This is a genomic window from Microcoleus sp. T2B6 (assembly GCF_036700475.1).
Lineage (GTDB): Bacteria > Cyanobacteriota > Cyanobacteriia > Cyanobacteriales > Microcoleaceae > Microcoleus.
This window is the reverse complement of record NZ_JAUBOZ010000135.1, coordinates 1-16,448: the sequence shown is the minus strand read 5'-3', so window position 1 is coordinate 16,448 and position 16,448 is coordinate 1. Positions and strand designations below refer to the sequence as shown.

The window sequence follows — 16,448 nt, the reverse complement described above, 5'->3', positions numbered from 1 at the left end:
CGGGATGGGACTTGAACAGTGTTCTCACCCACAAGACGAATAAGTTGTCATCTAACAAGGGATTAAAGTGCGAACTCGATCCAATTGGATTACCTTGTTAGAGCCTGAATTCCCCCCATTTCTGGGTTTCTCCAGAACGAAACGCACGAATGCCCAAGATGTATAAGATATTTAACTGGTTCCCAGGCTCTGTCTGGGAACCGATGTCCAGAGGCTCTGCCTCGAAAAGCTGACATTAAAATTGGAGGCAGAGCCTCCGGATCTGTGTTACCAGGCAGAGCCTGGTAACAAGTAATCGCCACAATTAGGACAAGCATGGCATCTACAACACATCAAGACATATCTGTCAATATCAAAAATTCCCGCTGGTTGATTAACTTATTGGCGATCGGCATTTTACTTGGTATCGGATTTCGGTTTTTTGAGATCGATCGCAAACTTTACTGGCATGACGAAGCTTACACATCAATCCGCGCCGCTGGTTTCACCCGCCAAGAAATCGACGACGAACTATTCCAAAACCGGATTGTTCCCGCACCACAATTGCAAAAATATCAGCGGATTAAACCGGGAAGTACAGAAGCAGACACAATTCGTTCTTTAGCACTAGAAGACCCGCAGCATCCGCCTTTATACTTTCTCCTGGCTCGTTGGTGGATGCAGGAATTTGGCAGTTCTCTAACAGCATCTCGCAGTTTGCCAGCAATATTGAGTTTGCTGTCGCTGCCTTTGATGTACGGTTTAGCTCAGGAACTTTTCGCCTCGAATTTGGCTGCGTTATTAGCAACAGCACTTTTGGCTTTATCACCCTTTGACATATTGTTTGCTCAGACAGCAAGGCAGTACAGTTTGCTGACAGCCATAGTTATTGGCAGCAGTTGGCTGCTGCTGAGAGCAGTGCGGTTGAGGGATTGGCAAAATTGGGTATTTTACTCGCTGGCGATCGCCCTTGGTTTCTACACTCACCCTTTCTTCAGTTTAACACTCATCGGACACGGAGTTTTTATAATTTCTTACTGGTTGTTTGTTAAAAAAACAAAATTGCGAGGTCATGTAACTAATTCCCAATTTTTCTTAGCAGTAACAGCCGCTTTAATATTGTATCTTCCGTGGATTTACGTGCTGGCAACTAACCTGGGACGAGCATCAGCTACGACAGATTGGACGCGAGTATCTCCTGGTTTGCTGTATCTTGTCAAATTGTGGACGCTCAGCTTTACAGCATTATTTTTTGACTTCGACTTAGGCTTTGATAATATCTGGACTTATCTGCTGAGATTGCCATTTTTGCTGTTAATTGCGGCAGCCATTTACCAAATCTGCCGCCGGACTAGCAGTTCAACTTGGCTGTTTATTTTAACATCAATTTTTGTACCTTTTTTGATCTTGGCGTTACCGGATCTAATCCTAGGCGGCAAACGTTCGGCCGTCAGCCGCTATCTGATTTCCTGCTTTCCGGGAGTGCAGCTAGCAGTTGCTTACTTGCTCGCAAGTAACGTGAAAACTCAGCAGCGGTTTTGGCAAGTCATTTTAGCCTTGGTATTTACAGCAAGTGTAGCATCCTGTACGGTCAGCGCTTTTTCTGATACTTGGTGGAGCAAAGACTTGAGCTATTTTAATGCTGAAGTTGCGAAAATTATTAACAAAGAGGCGATAGCTAACCGATCGATTAAAGATACAATTGTAATTAGCGATCGTGGCAACGATTTTACGAACATGGGAGATTTGCTGTCTCTGAGTTATTTGCTCGACAAAGACGTGCGGCTGATGCTGCTGAGCCAGCCGCCAGAAATCGAGATGCTGAACAAATATTCGGCTCCCCTGGTGTTGGGCCCTTCGGAAAAATTGATCTCGGCACTCAAGCAAAATCAACGCCGCCTAGAGCCGATATTGGAATATGCCAGACTTTTTCGAGTGCGGCGAGCTTCTTAGAGCAGCTTGACAGAAATGGACGATCGTCCCCGTTAGGGTGCGTCAGTCGATTTTAGATTTTAGATTTTAGATTTTAGATTTATTCCACAGATGAATCTGGCAGATTAAACTTTGGTCTAAAATTTTTGGATATTCACGATAGGAGTACGTGGCATGGTATCGGTTTTTGGGCGGGGGCAGAAAAAACTGTTTGAATTGCCTCAAATATTTCGACTGACGCACCTTAAATCACTATTTGGGCATTTTTGTCAATCTTCCCAGTAAGGTGCGTCCGAAAAAAACTGTGTGAGTTGTCTCAGGTATTTGGGCGGACGCATTTGACATAATCAGCAATAATTATCAGAGAAATGGGTCTAAAACCCCGTCACTTCGGCTACGCTCAGTGCATCGCCTTATAGGACGGCTTTGTAAGTAGAAGTATAAACATTAAACCATCTTTGGTGAAGAAATATAAAAAATACAAGCACGCAAGCCTTTCACTATATACTAACAGTAGCTCAAAAAAGAAGGAGTTAAACTTGTTAACAAACTATGTATACAAGTTGCGGCCCAATCAAACACAAGACTTAAAAATGTCCAATTGGGTGGATATGTTGCGAAGTCACTTCAACTGGTGTCTTAATGACAGAATCACTCAATATAGTCAACAGTTCATTCAAGGTAACTATTGCGACATTAGAACGCAAAGTGAAGCCTGTCCATTGACCAGTTGTGTCAGTAAAAACGGTGCCACGGGAGAACCTTGGAAAACAGGAAAAACAGACAAAGAGGGGAAGATCAAAAACCCCCGACGCAACCCAGGCGACATTCAAATCACCGCGTTGCCCGAATTAAAAGCAGCTAGACCCTGGTTTGCCGGGATAGATTCGACAGTTCTACAACAAAACGTCAAACGACTGGACACTGCCTATAAAAATTTTTTCGAGGGACGTGGCTTTCCTAAGTTCAAAAACCGCAGTAACTTTACTTCTTTTACTTTCGTGATGGGGGTAAAAATACAAGGCAGTAAAATCTACTTACCCAAGTTAGGCTGGATGCGTTTTTATAACTCGCGCCCAATTCCCAACGGCTTTACCATTAAAGCGTGTACAGTAAGAAAGCGACAAAATGGCTGGTACATATCCGTCCGCATTGAAAACAAGTCTGTCCCCGATTACACGACAAAATCTCTTAAGGATGTCGTCAAAGTAATTGGCTGCGATCTGGGACTTACAAAATTAGTCCATCTCTCAGATGGAACTCAAATTGAAAATCCCAAGTTTTCAACCACAAAAAAAGCTAAGCGCACTCTAAAAATTAGGCAGAGGCGGGTTAGCCGAAAAACAAAGGGTAGTAAAAACCGCAAGAAAGCAGCTAAAAAACTAGGACTTTTCCACCAGAAGATTAGCGATAAGCGTCAAGCTTACCACTGGAAGGTTGCCAATAAAATAGTTTTCCGTAACGTTGACGCGATTGCTCTGGAGGACTTGAATATTTTGGGAATGATGCGTCGATGTCGAGTGAACGTTGACGAAAAAACAGGTAGATTCCTCAAAAATGGGCAATCAAGAAAGAAAGGTTTAAACCGTTCTATCTCTGACGCAGGTTGGGCCGAATTAATTTTGAAGATCGAGTATCTGGCTGCAAAGCAAGGAAAAGTCGTAATCAAAATTAATCCCAAATACTCCAGCCAAGAATGTCGGAACTGCGGTCATATCGACAAGTCTAATCGAGATGGCGAAAAGTTCATTTGCGCTGAATGCGGATATCACGAGCATGCCGATATCGGTGCAGCAAAAACTATTCGTGATCGGGCGAGAGAAATTGGTACGTGGGGACTCTCGCGTTACCGGGCGTTCGCGCCTAAACGCCCAGAAGATATCCTCACGCTCATTTGAGCAAATGTGAGGAGTCTGGGAACCCTAGAAATAGGGAAATTGAGGTAGAAATCCCTCAAGAATCCTCGCGCCTTCAGGCCGAGTGAGTGTCAATTGAATACTTAGGATAAAAAGCAATGCAAGAGTTAAATAATTCATCTTCCGAATCCGCGCAGAAGTTTCGCAATCTTCAGACAGAATTACGCGAACGTTGGCGAGCTATCGAAGAATTCGACAGCGGAGATTGTGACATTATTATCATTCCTTCGGTCAGCTTAGATCAGCAAGAAATGCAGAAAGTTGAGGGTGTTTACCACTACGAAGAGCGGCATTTATTTTCATTGATTCGCCTGCGAAATCCCCGCACGCGCTTAATTTACATTACCTCGGAGCCCTTGCACCCGATGATTGTGGATTATTACCTGCAATTGCTGCCGGGAATTCCATTTTCTCACGCGCGCGATCGGCTTTTGCTGTTCAGTGCTTACGATGCTTCCGCCAAATCCCTCACCCAGAAAATTTTAGAGCGTCCCCGCTTGATGGAGCGCATTCGTCAAGCAGTGCGGCCGACAAAATCTTATATGGTTTGTTATAACTCGACGCCCTTAGAACGCGAGTTATCTGTTAAATTGGGGATTCCTTTGTGGGCCAGCGATCCCGATCTGTTATACTGGGGAACAAAAAGCGGCAGCAGGCAAATTTTTAAAGAATGTGGCGTGCCTTATCCTGACGGTTCCGAGTTGGTTTTTAATGCGGAAGATTTAGCGGAAGCTGCGGCCGCGTTGTGGGAACGGCAGCCACATTTGCAGCGGATCGTAATTAAGTTAAATGAAGGTTTTTCGGGGGAAGGGAATGCAATTTTAGATCTGAAGTCCCTCGCAGGTAAAGCGCCTACAGAAAGAGCGAAGGCAATTGGCGATAGCTTCCATAATTTGCGCTTTCAAGCAACGGGCGAAACCTGGGAAAATTTTAGCAGCCGCATTCCCGAATTAGGGGCAATTGCCGAAGCATTTATCGAAGGAGAAGAAAAGTTCTCGCCCAGCGTTCAAGGCAGAATTGTCCCCAGCGGCGAAGTAGAAATTCTCTCAACCCACGACCAAATTTTAGGAGGCCCAGACGGTCAAATTTTCTTAGGTTGCCGATTTCCTGCCGACGAATCTTATCGAATAGCGTTGCAGGAATTGGGATGGAAAGTCGGGCAAAACTTAGCTAAAAAAGGGGCTTTAGAGAGATTTGGAGTAGATTTTCTCGCTGTAAAGCAATCCGATGGGAAATGGGAGCTTCAAGCAATAGAAATTAACTTACGTAAAGGAGGCACAACTCATCCGTTTATGGCTTTGAAGCTGTTAACAAACGGTCGGTACGAACGTTCGACAGGATTATTTTACAGCCTGCAGGGCCGTCCAAAATATTATGTTGCTTCAGACAATTTGAAAAAAGAGCGCTATCGGGGATTATTACCGAACGATTTGATGGATATTATTGCTGACAATCAACTGCACTTTGACAGCGGTACTGAGACGGGCAGTGTGTTTCATTTAATGGGTTGTTTGTCTGAGTTTGGCAAATTGGGAGTGACGAGTATTGGCAATTCGCAGCAAGAAGCTGAGGATATGTATAACAAAGTTGTGAAAGTTCTCGATCGCGAAACCTCATACTAAATCTCATTTAACCATTAATTATTTGGTCGTGGACAATGGCTAATAAGTAATTGGTACTTTAAACTGACAACCGCAGATTTTAATCTGCGGGTTGCGGGTTGTAGCTAATTTTTAGCGGGATAAAGGGGCACAGGGTCGATCGACCCTGTGCGGTTGAGTGGCCAAAAACGCACAATTGCCCTACCGATGATATTCTGCTTGGGTACAAAGCCCCAGTAATGACTGTCACAGCTTGCGTTGCGGTTGTCGCCGAGCACCAAGTAAGAATTTTGAGCTACAACTACAGGCCCGTAGGGATACTGCGGAATTTCTTCAATATATTTTTCCTGTAGCGGCTGCTTGTTAATAAAAACTTTTCCCTCTCTGACTTCCACACTGTCCCCCGGCAGTCCGATCACTCGCTTGATATAGGCATCTTTGATCGGTGGTGGCTGTCCCGTGCACAAACTAGCCTGGTCAGGAGGCATAAATACGATAATATCTCCTCGCTGGGGTTCTTGGAATCGATAGCTTACCTTATCTATAATTAATCGATCGTTAATTTGTAGGGTTGGGAGCATCGAGCCGGTGGGAATGTAGCGTGCTTCGGCAACCAGGGTGCGGATACCAAAGGCCAAAAATGCTGCTAAGCCGATCGTCTTAATTCCTTCGATCCAAGGATTTTCGGTGTCTTGCGGAGGTTTTTCTTCGTCGGCTGACTTGTCTAGACGAGTCATAGGGTATTGTAGTGACTGAGCTGGATACGAATTATAAACTTAATAATGCTTCCATGCTAGCACGCTGTTTACTCAATTAATGATATCTTATGACTCCCAAATCAAGTTTGTTAATCCGTCGCGCTCGCATTCTTTTGCCCAATGGTGAGTTTTTGGTAGGAGATGTGCAAATCTGCGATGGCAAAATTGTCAAAGTTGCTGCTGAAATTGTCGAATCGGGCGATCGAGAAATAGATGCGAAAGGCTTAACTCTGTTGCCCGGAGTAATTGATCCCCAGGTACACTTCCGGGAACCGGGTTTAGAACACAAGGAAGACTTATTTACCGCTAGCTGTGCTTGCGCTAAAGGCGGCGTGACATCGTTTCTGGAAATGCCGAATACGCGACCTCTGACCACAACCCAAGCTGCCTTAGATGATAAACTAAGTCGCGCTGCCGAGAAGTGTTTGGTCAATTACGGCTTTTTTATTGGTGCAACGCCTGAGAATTTGCCGGATTTGTTGAATGCGAATCCGACTCCGGGAATTAAAATTTTTATGGGTTCGATGCACGGGCAGTTGTTGGTGGATGGAGAAGCAAGTTTAGAGGCGATTTTTGCCAAAGGCGATCGACTAATTGCCGTGCACGCAGAAGACCAAGCTAGAATCAACCAGCGTCGTCAAGAATTTGCTGGTATTACCGATATTGCAGTTCACTCACAAATTCAAGACAATCAAGCAGCTTTATTAGCAACTCAGCTAGCATTAAAACTTTCTAATAAATATCAGCGCCGTCTGCACATTCTGCACCTTTCAACTGGGGATGAAGCTGAGTTGTTGCGCCAGGAAAAACCGAGTTGGGTGACAGCAGAAGTTACGCCGCAGCATTTGTTGTTAAATACCAGCGCCTATCAAAAAATTGGCAGTTTAGCTCAGATGAATCCGCCTTTGCGCGAGCCCCGCGATAACGAAATACTTTGGCAAGCTTTACTAGACGGCGTAATTGATTTTATCGCCACCGACCATGCGCCGCACACATTAGCAGAAAAAGCTCAAGAATATCCGAATACGCCGTCTGGAATGCCGGGAGTCGAAACTTCTTTGCCTTTGATGCTGACGCAAGCAGTAGAGGGAAGATGTACAGTTGCTCAAGTTGCTAATTGGATGTCGGCGGCAGTTGCTAAGGCTTATAAGATTCCGAACAAAGGGCAAATTGCACCGGGTTTTGATGCAGATTTAGTCTTAGTTGATTTGGAGAAATACCGCCCGGTGGTGGGCGCAGAGATGGCGAGCAAGTGCGGCTGGAGTTCCTTTGAAGGATGGAATTTAACTGGATGGCCAGTTGTGACTGTTGTTGGAGGAAAAGTTGTTTTTGAGAATGGTAAATTGGATACAAATGTGAGGGGAGAAGCATTGACATTTGACGCTGAGTAAGTATGAATTTAACTCAAGTGTTATAATTGGGTATTCCTGCATCGCAAAGGCGATTTTACCCATGCTTCTCCAAGAACTAGAAACACAACTCCTGGCCTTAACTCCTACTGAGAAAGCTGAAGCCATCCGGCTTTTAACCCAAAGTTTAAACAATAGCTGGCCAGGAATTACCAAAACTCCCGACGTGTGTGGCGGCGATGCTTGCATTGCCAAAACTAGACTTCCCGTTTGGCTGTTCGTGAGTTTGCGCCGTCAAGGTTCAAGTGATGCTGAACTTCTACAATTTTATCCCCAGTTGAATGCTGCAAACTTAGTAAATGTCTGGACTTATGCTGAGGCTAACTCCGAAGAAATTGAAACAGCACTCCGAGAAGAAGCAGCAGCAATGATGCAGGAAGTATAATTTATGGCACGTCTTTATGCAGATGAACAGTTCCCGTTTCCTGTTGTGGCTTTGCTGCGAAATTTAGGTCACGATGCGCTGACTATTCAAGAGGCAGGAAATGCCGGAGATGATGACCCCGAAGTATTAGCCTTTGCTGTGAATAACGATCGGGCGGTTATGACGCAAAATCGTCGGCATTTCATTCGCTTGCACGCTCAACAACCAAATCATGCTGGTATTATCGTGTGTACAGACGATAAAAATTTAGAAAGGTTGGCAACACGCATCAATGATGCTATTGCTGGTGAAGAAACTTTGAGAGGCAAATTGATTCGTGTCAACCGTCCGCAGTAAGTACGCGCTGAGATGTTGCACCATTCTCTCTTAACAGGCAAGATGCCTGTTCCACAAAGAGTGAATTTTCTTCTTGTGGAACAGGCATCTTGCCTGTTCAGAAAAGGCTGAGTGAGAAGGGTGCAACATTTAAATTCGATCGCCTTTTCTCAAATTTCCAATTGCCCATCCAATAACTCGCCATTACCAATTACTTCAATTTGCCGCCCGTTATCTAGATAACTCAAAGAAATTTGCAAATAATTTTCGGGTTTGTACTGCAATCTTTCCGCCCATTCGATCGCCACAATTCCCAAATCCCTTTCTAACCCGTCCCAATAACTTTCTAAGTGCAAAGCCTCCACTTCTTCGGGTTCTAGTCGATACAAATCTAGATGATACAGCGGAATTCTCCCTCCAAAATACTCGTTAATCAGCGTAAAAGTAGGACTTTCGATCGAGTCGGAGATTCCTAAACCTTCAGCGATACCTTGAACCAAGGTAGTTTTGCCTGCACCTAAATCTCCTTGTAATAAGATTACAGTGCCGGGGGGGAGCGATCGACCTAACGCAAAACCAAACTTGCGCGTAGCTTCAGCATCTGGAAGAGAAAGTATCATTTTAGTTATTTGTTATCTGTTATTAGTCATTTGTTATTTGTTATTTGTTACTCGTTTGGATCGGCCAATAACCAATAGCCAATAACATGAGTGAACTGTCAACTGTCAACTGTCAACTGTCAACTGTCCACTGTCAACTGTCAACAGCTTAAATGTTTTGCGCGCGGCCGTACCAACGCAGCAACATCCCCGCCAACCTTTGCGAATTGTGGCGAATTAAACCCGTATTTTTATCTTCATCCATGACATTTGCGATGACAATTCGCCGCCCCAATTGCGTTACGGCTTCTCGATCGAGCACAACCGGATAAGAATTCTCCTGAGAATAGCGGATCAAAGCTTTGGCAGAAGGGACTTTTCCTTGAACTACTACAGCATCGAACAGCGGCCGGCCGCAAGCGCGGTCGATCGCCCGAATGTGGTCTGCAACACTGTATCCGTCAGTTTCCCCCGGCTGAGTCATAATATTGCAAACATAAATGCGCGGAACTTCGCTGTTGGCGATCGCATCAGCAATTTCCGGCACCAACAAATTCGGAATGACACTCGTATAAAGACTCCCCGGCCCAATAATAATAAAATCCGCTTCCCGAAGTGCTTGGGCTACCTTGGGCAACGCCGGAGGATTAGCAGGAGTGCAGCCTATTCTGAGGATTTTTCCGTTAGCTTTTGTAATGCTGGACTCCCCCTCAATCCTGCGGCCGTCAGCCAGTTCTGCCCACAAAGAAACATCGCTCAGAGTAGCCGGCAGCACTTCTCCCCTCACTGCTAAAACTTTAGAACTCGCCGCGATCGCCTGTTCCAAATCTCCAGCAATATCGCTCATCGCCGTCAAAAACAAATTCCCAAAACTGTGACCCACCAAACCGTCACCAGCCCGAAAGCGATATTGAAATAACTCAGTCAATAACTTTTCCTCATCTGCCAAAGCAGCCAAACAATTGCGAATGTCTCCGGGCGGCAATACCCCAATTTCCCGTCGCAGCCGCCCGGAAGACCCGCCATCATCCGCCACCGTGACAATAGCAGTGATTTTGGCGCTGTAGTCCTTCAATCCCCTGAGCAAATTAGAAAGACCGGTACCGCCCCCAATTGCCACAATTTTCGGGCCGCGGTGCAAGCGGCGGTGGTTGAGGAGTCGATCGACCAGTTCCTCATTCCCTTCGGGCATCAGCACTTGAGTAATAGAGTTCAAACTGCGAGTTTGTCCCCACAGAATTAACAAAATCCCGCCAGCAATGATGATCGGGCCCGACACGTAATTGGGAATAACTTCCGCAATCCACGCCAAAAAATTTCTCAATAATTGCAATAAGAAGAAAATGGGAGTCATCCCAGTCCAAATCGCTAAACCCAAAGTGGCAAGTACCACGCCGCTGGCACTAATCAGCAGCCACCGTTTCACTAACAGTCCGGGGGCTAACCACTTAAACCACTGGTGAACTCGCCCGTTCCGCAAAGAAGGGGGGTAAGGATTTCTGGATTGGGCAAAAACCTGCTTGGCTTTAGCCAAGACGCGGAGGGCTTTAGGAAGTGAACTAATTGACATGGTTAATTAGTCTTAAGGGTATTGGAACAGCTCGATCTGACAAATTTACAATACAAGAGAGTTTTGATTCTGGCAGTCAATTTAAGTAATTAGTGATTAGTCATGAGTCATGAGTCATTAGGTAGACTGATGACTGAGGACTGATAACTTATTGATAACATGCTATGGCTGAGCCACTAATCGAACTCAAGGGGGTAAGTAAGTCCTTCGGCCAGAACCAGATCCTCGATCGAGTCGATCTGAGGATTTATCGGGGAGAGGCCCTGGCAATTATTGGCCCTTCGGGGACGGGCAAATCTACTATTTTGCGGATAATTGCGGGTTTGTTGGCCCCGGATGCCGGCGAGGTTTTTGTTCAGGGACAGCGCAGGGTGGGATGGGTGGACGACGTGGCAGATCCGATCGGAATTGGGATGGTGTTTCAGCAAGCGGCTTTGTTTGATTCGCTGACGGTGGAGGAGAATGTCGGTTTTTTACTTTACCAGCATTCTAAGCTGCCGCGCCGCCGCATTCGGGAATTGGTGGAGGAAAAGTTGGAGATGGTGGGTTTGCCGCGAATTGGCGAACGCTATCCGGCGCAGTTGTCTGGGGGAATGAGGAAGCGGGTAAGTTTTGCCCGCGCTATCATGGCGAATCCTGATAATGACAGGGATAATCCAGAGGTTTTGCTGTACGACGAACCGACGGCGGGTTTAGATCCGATCGCTTCGACGGTAATTGAAGATTTAATCCGCGAGTTGCAGGCGGCCCAAGGTGTTTGTAGCACTTATGCGATCGTCACTCACCAAGACAGTACCATCCGCCGCACTGCCGATCGTATCGTATTTCTCTATCGAGGCAAAGTGCAATGGGAGGGAACTGTCAATGACATTGCATCGACAGATAATTTACTTATCCGACAATTTTTTAGCGGCAGTGTTACTGGCCCAATTCAAGCGCTGGGATAGTCAATTGTCAATTGTCAGTTGTCAGTTGTCAGTTGTCAGTTGGCCGTTGTCAGTTGGCCGTTGTCAATTGTTTGTCTTGTTGGGAGATAGTATATGTCACAAACAAACTTTCAGAAGTTAGATGTTTATAAATTAGCTGAAAAATTAGCTGATGAAATTTGGAATATTGTTATAAAATGGGACGCATTAGCAAAAGATACTGTCGGCAAGCAAATTATTCGATCGGCTGATAGTATTGGTGCTAATATTGCTGAAGGAGATGGTCGAGGTAGCTATCAGGATCATCGGCGATTTATCAAGATTGCCAGAGGTTCTTTATATGAAACAAAGCACTGGTTGAGACGGGCTTATACTAGGCAACTACTAACAAGTACGCAAGTAGAAACACTCAAGCCAATTATTGACGAACTCTCGCCAAGGCTAAACGCCTATCTAAAATCTATAGGCAACACATCAGACAAAAATTAACAACTGCCAACTGCCAACTGCCAACTGCCAACTATCAACTATCAACTGCCAACTATCAACTGCCAACTGCCAACTGTCAACTGCCAACTATCAACTGCCAACTGCCAACTGCCAACTGCCAACTATCAACTGCCAAAGGAGGTAATATGCAATCGCGAACTGTAAGAGAAGGTTCTGTCGGGTTCTTAATTTTAGTAGGAATCGGTTTATTTGGCGGCTTAGTGCTCTGGCTGCGGGGCGTGCAGCTAGGGAACCGCAGCTACAAATTCGCCGTAGAATTTGGCAGCGCCCAAGGAATGCAAATAGGCACGCCCATCAGGTATCGTGGGGTTGCAGTCGGTAAAATTACCGCCCTCCAACCGGGTTCCAACGGCGTAGACGTGACGCTGGAGATTGCCCCCGGTACTTTAGTGATTCCCAGGGATGTTACGATCGAAGCGAATAAATCGGGTTTAATTGGCGAATCGTCGATCGACATTACCCCCAACTCGATTTTGCCAGAATCATTACTTACCGCCAATCCCGTTAGTGCCGACTGTCCCCCGGAGATTATCTGCCAAAATTCGCGCTTAAAAGGTCAAGCGGGAGTCACTATCGACGAACTAATTAAATCCACAGTCCGCCTAGCTAATTTCTACACTGACCCCGCCCTGTTTAACAATCTTAAATCTCTTACCGAGAATACAGCCAACACAGCTAAAGGTGCAGCTAAACTCACTCAAGATTTATCGACTTTAACTAAAACGGCACAAGCGGAAATAAAAAATTTGAATCAATCTGTAAGGGGAGACCTTGGCAGCTTAAATCAATCATTAAAAACTGAAATAGCAAGTTTAAATCAATCATTAAAGGGGGAAGCAAGCACCTTAAATCAATCATTAAAGGGGGAAGCAAGCACCTTAAATCAATCGCTCAAGACGGAAATATCAGGAGTTGCCGCTGATGTTTCTAAAGTAGCAGCTACGGCGGACAGTTCCACAAAAGCCGTATCTGCAGCTGCGATTAATTCTGCTAATTCAGTAACTCAAGCAGCCAATCAAATTACATTAACAGCCAACCAAGTCAATTCTTTAGTAGCAACCAACCGCGGCAGTTTAGTCTCAACTCTGAATAACATCAATCAAAGCAGTCAGGAACTGCGGGTAGCTGTCAGCAGTTTGAGTCCGACAATTAATCGAATTAACCAAGGACAATTGCTGAACAATTTAGAAGTTTTATCAGCGAATGCTGCCCAAGCTTCGGGTAATTTGCGAGATTTATCCAGCCAGGTAAACAATCCGGCAACTTTGCTATTATTGCAGCAAACTCTAGATTCTGCACGAGCTACATTTCAGAACGTGCAGAAAATTACTTCCGACGTGGATGATTTGACGGGAGATCCGGCTTTCCGCAACAATATTCGCAGGTTGTTCAACGGATTAGGAGGCTTGTTGGGTTCGACAGAACAACTGCGACAGCAAGTTAAAGTGACTCAAACATTAGCCCCCCTTTCTGAGAAAGTAAATGCGAGTACACATCCCAGAGATTCATCAGTAGATCCTGGATTTCCTCGCTTGCAAAAACAGCCCAAATTGCCTGTTATACCTTCTCAAACTGCCCGGTCAGTAGAACCAGTTGCTCCCGAAAAGACCCATTAAAACAGGGTATCATTGAATAACCGCCCTTGCACAAAAGTCAGGGCTGTTTCATTCTCGGTAGGGGCCGTGCCCCCGTGCCGGCCCTCTTGGTCTGATCTGCCGATCGAATCCTCTAGGTCGGGGGTAGGCACGGGGAGTAGGGGCCGTGCTACCCTACAAAATTCATGTTTTTGGTGAGAATGAAACAGCCATTGCACAAAAGTGGCGATATACTCTAATTAGTAACCAGCGCAATACACACCCAGATTACAGCTAGTTAATAAGGTGCGCCTTTCGCACCCAGGCATTAAAGTTATTGTCCAAATCCTATTAACAAAAAACTCTTTCTATCGAAACAAAGAAAACCAATGACGCAAACATTATCGAAACCGGACGTAACCAAAAGTCAGTATAATATAACTTGGGAAAAATTGCCAGATGACTTTAAATTACCAGACGATCCTGTGGAAAACATCGACCAACCACTTTTAGCTGCGGCCTTGCGAGAAGCTTTGGATCTCGCAGGATTTATCCTAGCTTCAATGCTAATAGCTTCCAATTTAGGACTCTGTGCCAAAGTTAACGACAAAATAGTAGTAAAAGCCCCTGATTGGGTGTACGTTCCGTCGGTATTGCCAGCAGAACCAGGAGAAGTTCGCCGCAGTTATACGCGCAATGCTGAGGGAGAAGTACCTGCTGTAGTGATGGAATTTTTATCCGATACTGACGGTAGTGAATATTCAAACAAACCGACATATCCTTACGGAAAATGGCGGTTTTATGAGCGAATTTTGCAAGTGCCGATTTATGTAATTTTTGAACCTAAGTCGGGAGTATTGGAAGTGTACAGACTCTCTGCGTCGGGAGAATACGAATTGCAAGAACCGGATGCTAATCAGCGATTCTGGATAGAATCAATGGGTTTATTTCTGGGGGTTTGGGAAGGTGAAAAATCTCAGAGAAGGGGTTATTGGTTGCGCTGGTGGGATGAGAATGGCAATTTGCTGCTGTGGGGTGCGGAACGGGTGGAACAGGAACGCCAGAGGACCGAAGAGGAACGCCAGAGGGCCGAAGAGGAACGCCAGAGGGCCGATCGACTAATGGCATACTTGAGAAGTCAGGGCATTGATCCTGATGGCATTTGAAGGTGTAGGGTTCGCGCGATCGAACAAAAGTTAATAAAATTGAGAAAATAGTTGCGCTCTCAAAAGCTTAATCTAAAAAAAGGATAAGGAGAAAACATGACACAAACAGCAGTCAAAAACTCTGTCACCGATAGTTGCCTGACTCTAAGAGGAGTGAGTTGGTCGCAATTTGAATCGCTAGAAGCCGCTTTTGAGTCTGTCGGCGGTATCAAATTTGCTTACTTAGATGGAATTTTAGAAATTATCACAGTTAGCCCCGAACATGAAGAGACAAAGGGTACTATCAGGGCTTTATTAGAAGCATACCTGAGAGAGAAGGGGATCCGGTTTTATATCAAGGGCGGGCCGACTTTGGGTAGTAAAGAACTGGGGGCGAGAAAGGAGCCTGATGAATCATATAATTTGACGACTAAAAAGGCAATTCCCGATTTGGCGATCGAAGTTGTATTCACCAGCGGTGGCATCGATAAACTTCAACTATACAAGCGGTTAGGCATACCCGAAGTCTGGTTTTGGGAAGATGGAGTGCTGAGTATCTATTATTTGAGGGAGGAGTACGAAAAAGTCGATCGCAGCGAGTTGTTACCGGAGTTAGACATTGCTTTGTTAGTGAGATATGTAACTTACTTCGATCAATATGATGCTGTTACTGAATTCATTAAGGCTTTGCGGGAATAGTTCAAATCAACTTTAAATATAACTCGAATCAAGGAGCGATTGACATGGTTCAAGCATTAACAAAATCAGTAACATTTGACGAATTTATTGCATGGTATCCGGAAAATTCCGAATACCGCTACGAACTGCACAATGGAGTAATTGTTGAAATGCCCAAAGGAACTGGCCAACATTCAGAAATCTCTGGCTTTCTCAATATAGAAGTTGGCGTTGTATGTCGCAATGCCCGATTGCCCTATTTCCTTCCCAAAGAATGTGTCCTTAAACCCGATCGCGACGAATCAGGATATGAGCCAGATGTCATCGTTCTCGATCGACAGCAAGTGATAAATGAACCGCGTTGGGCAGCAGAATCAATTATCACAATGGGTTCGTCGGTGCGTTTAGCAGTAGAAGTTGTTAGCACTAACTGGCAGACTGACTATCTTACTAAACTACGCGATTATGAAGAAATGGGCATTCTTGAATACTGGATTGTGGATTATTTGGGATTGGGCGGGAGACGCTACATCGGCAATCCCAAACAACCTACGCTTTCGCTTTATCAATTGGTTGATGGGGAGTACGAGTTGACGCAGTTCCGGGGAGAGGAGAGAATTGAATCGGCTGTTTTTCCAGATTTGAACTTGACTGCTCAACAGGTGTTTAACGCAGGAATTGTTAATGAATAAGGAGCGAGTTTGCTAGGACTACAACAATATTAGAAGAAAAATTAGATCGGCCACTGCTATTTCCCGGATTAACCTGGCAATAATTCAAAATCTTAGCACCGATTTGGGATATTCTAGGTGTTAAATTGTCGTTTTTAGCGGGAGTGCTGGAGATAGAGAAAATGCCTGGAATAAAACACGAAATAGCTAAGGAGAGAATAGGTGATTTTCGGCAAATCTATTTGATGAAAGCAGATAGAGATTACACTCCAACAGGTTCGATGACATTGGAAAGCGAAGAAGGTTAAGTCAGAAGGGAAGCAGATAAATCATAGGAATTGGGTGCTAATAGGGAACGTCCAGATTTGGCGATCGAAGTTGTCGTCACTAGCGGCGGAATTGATAAGGATCGTCAATTAAATAATTTCCCTTTTTTCTTGTGGGATGGGCGTCCCGCCCGCCCAGAAAGGACGGGCGGGA

Annotated in this window: 16 protein-coding genes; 13 read left to right on the top strand and 3 right to left on the bottom strand. The window is 45.2% G+C overall.

The annotated features are described in order from the left end of the window. Nucleotides 1-315: 315 nt before the first annotated feature. The 3 genes from QUA00_RS33005 to QUA00_RS32995 all read left to right on the top strand — a co-directional run bounded on the left by QUA00_RS33005 (nt 316) and on the right by QUA00_RS32995 (nt 5,449). Nucleotides 316-1,932: a glycosyltransferase family 39 protein gene (locus tag QUA00_RS33005; RefSeq protein ID WP_333412665.1), complete on the top strand. Its 1,617-nt coding sequence runs from the start codon at nt 316-318 to the stop codon at nt 1,930-1,932. A 542-nt stretch (nt 1,933-2,474) separates the two neighbouring features. Then, nucleotides 2,475-3,809, top strand: a complete 1,335-nt coding sequence (locus QUA00_RS33000; protein ID WP_333412663.1) for a transposase — start codon at nt 2,475-2,477, stop codon at nt 3,807-3,809. Nucleotides 3,810-3,925: 116 nt separating this feature from the next. Next, nucleotides 3,926-5,449 (top strand): peptide ligase PGM1-related protein, encoded by a 1,524-nt coding sequence (locus QUA00_RS32995; protein ID WP_333412661.1) that lies wholly within the window; start codon nt 3,926-3,928, stop codon nt 5,447-5,449. A gap of 104 nt (nt 5,450-5,553) precedes the next feature. Here the strand turns inward: QUA00_RS32995 and lepB are convergent, their stop codons facing one another. After that, nucleotides 5,554-6,165, bottom strand: a complete 612-nt coding sequence (gene lepB / locus QUA00_RS32990; protein WP_333412660.1) for a signal peptidase I — start codon at nt 6,163-6,165, stop codon at nt 5,554-5,556. A gap of 89 nt (nt 6,166-6,254) precedes the next feature. Between lepB and QUA00_RS32985 the strand changes: the two genes are divergently transcribed. From QUA00_RS32985 to QUA00_RS32975, 3 genes are all read left to right on the top strand, one after another. Beyond that, nucleotides 6,255-7,577 (top strand): dihydroorotase, encoded by a 1,323-nt coding sequence (locus QUA00_RS32985; RefSeq protein WP_333412658.1) that lies wholly within the window; start codon nt 6,255-6,257, stop codon nt 7,575-7,577. Nucleotides 7,578-7,638: 61 nt separating this feature from the next. Further along, nucleotides 7,639-7,980, top strand: a complete 342-nt coding sequence (locus QUA00_RS32980) for a DUF433 domain-containing protein (protein ID WP_015174644.1) — start codon at nt 7,639-7,641, stop codon at nt 7,978-7,980. A gap of 3 nt (nt 7,981-7,983) precedes the next feature. After that, the gene (locus QUA00_RS32975; protein ID WP_333289036.1) at nt 7,984-8,316 is read left to right on the top strand and encodes a DUF5615 family PIN-like protein; all 333 of its coding nucleotides are present in this window, start codon (nt 7,984-7,986) and stop codon (nt 8,314-8,316) included. Between the two features lie 149 nt (nt 8,317-8,465). Here QUA00_RS32975 and tsaE read toward each other — a convergent pair whose 3' ends face one another. Both tsaE and QUA00_RS32965 read right to left on the bottom strand, forming a co-directional pair. After that, nucleotides 8,466-8,915 (bottom strand): tRNA (adenosine(37)-N6)-threonylcarbamoyltransferase complex ATPase subunit type 1 TsaE, encoded by a 450-nt coding sequence (gene tsaE, locus QUA00_RS32970; protein WP_333412655.1) that lies wholly within the window; start codon nt 8,913-8,915, stop codon nt 8,466-8,468. 148 nt (nt 8,916-9,063) lie between these two features. Next, nucleotides 9,064-10,464 carry a gluconeogenesis factor YvcK family protein gene (locus tag QUA00_RS32965; protein ID WP_333412653.1) on the bottom strand — a complete coding sequence of 467 codons (1,401 nt, stop codon included), beginning with the start codon at nt 10,462-10,464 and terminating at the stop codon, nt 9,064-9,066. A gap of 164 nt (nt 10,465-10,628) precedes the next feature. Here QUA00_RS32965 and QUA00_RS32960 point away from each other — a divergent pair, with 164 nt between their 5' ends. From QUA00_RS32960 to QUA00_RS32930, 7 genes are all read left to right on the top strand, one after another. Continuing rightward, the gene (locus tag QUA00_RS32960) at nt 10,629-11,411 is read left to right on the top strand and encodes an ATP-binding cassette domain-containing protein (RefSeq protein ID WP_333412651.1); all 783 of its coding nucleotides are present in this window, start codon (nt 10,629-10,631) and stop codon (nt 11,409-11,411) included. Nucleotides 11,412-11,504: 93 nt separating this feature from the next. After that, nucleotides 11,505-11,879, top strand: coding sequence for a four helix bundle protein (locus QUA00_RS32955; RefSeq protein ID WP_333107743.1), 375 nt, complete (start codon nt 11,505-11,507; stop codon nt 11,877-11,879). 146 nt (nt 11,880-12,025) lie between these two features. After that, entirely contained in the window at nt 12,026-13,516 is a 1,491-nt protein-coding gene (locus QUA00_RS32950) for an MlaD family protein (protein ID WP_333412649.1), read from the top strand. A gap of 347 nt (nt 13,517-13,863) precedes the next feature. Further along, on the top strand, nt 13,864-14,640 hold the full coding sequence (locus QUA00_RS32945; protein ID WP_333412647.1) for a Uma2 family endonuclease: 777 nt from the start codon (nt 13,864-13,866) through the stop codon (nt 14,638-14,640). A gap of 96 nt (nt 14,641-14,736) precedes the next feature. Next, nucleotides 14,737-15,318, top strand: coding sequence for a Uma2 family endonuclease (locus QUA00_RS32940; RefSeq protein WP_333412645.1), 582 nt, complete (start codon nt 14,737-14,739; stop codon nt 15,316-15,318). Nucleotides 15,319-15,362: 44 nt separating this feature from the next. Continuing rightward, the gene (locus QUA00_RS32935; protein WP_333143567.1) at nt 15,363-15,989 is read left to right on the top strand and encodes a Uma2 family endonuclease; all 627 of its coding nucleotides are present in this window, start codon (nt 15,363-15,365) and stop codon (nt 15,987-15,989) included. A gap of 161 nt (nt 15,990-16,150) precedes the next feature. Further along, on the top strand, nt 16,151-16,276 hold the full coding sequence (locus QUA00_RS32930) for a hypothetical protein (protein ID WP_333412643.1): 126 nt from the start codon (nt 16,151-16,153) through the stop codon (nt 16,274-16,276). Nucleotides 16,277-16,448 lie beyond the last annotated feature (172 nt).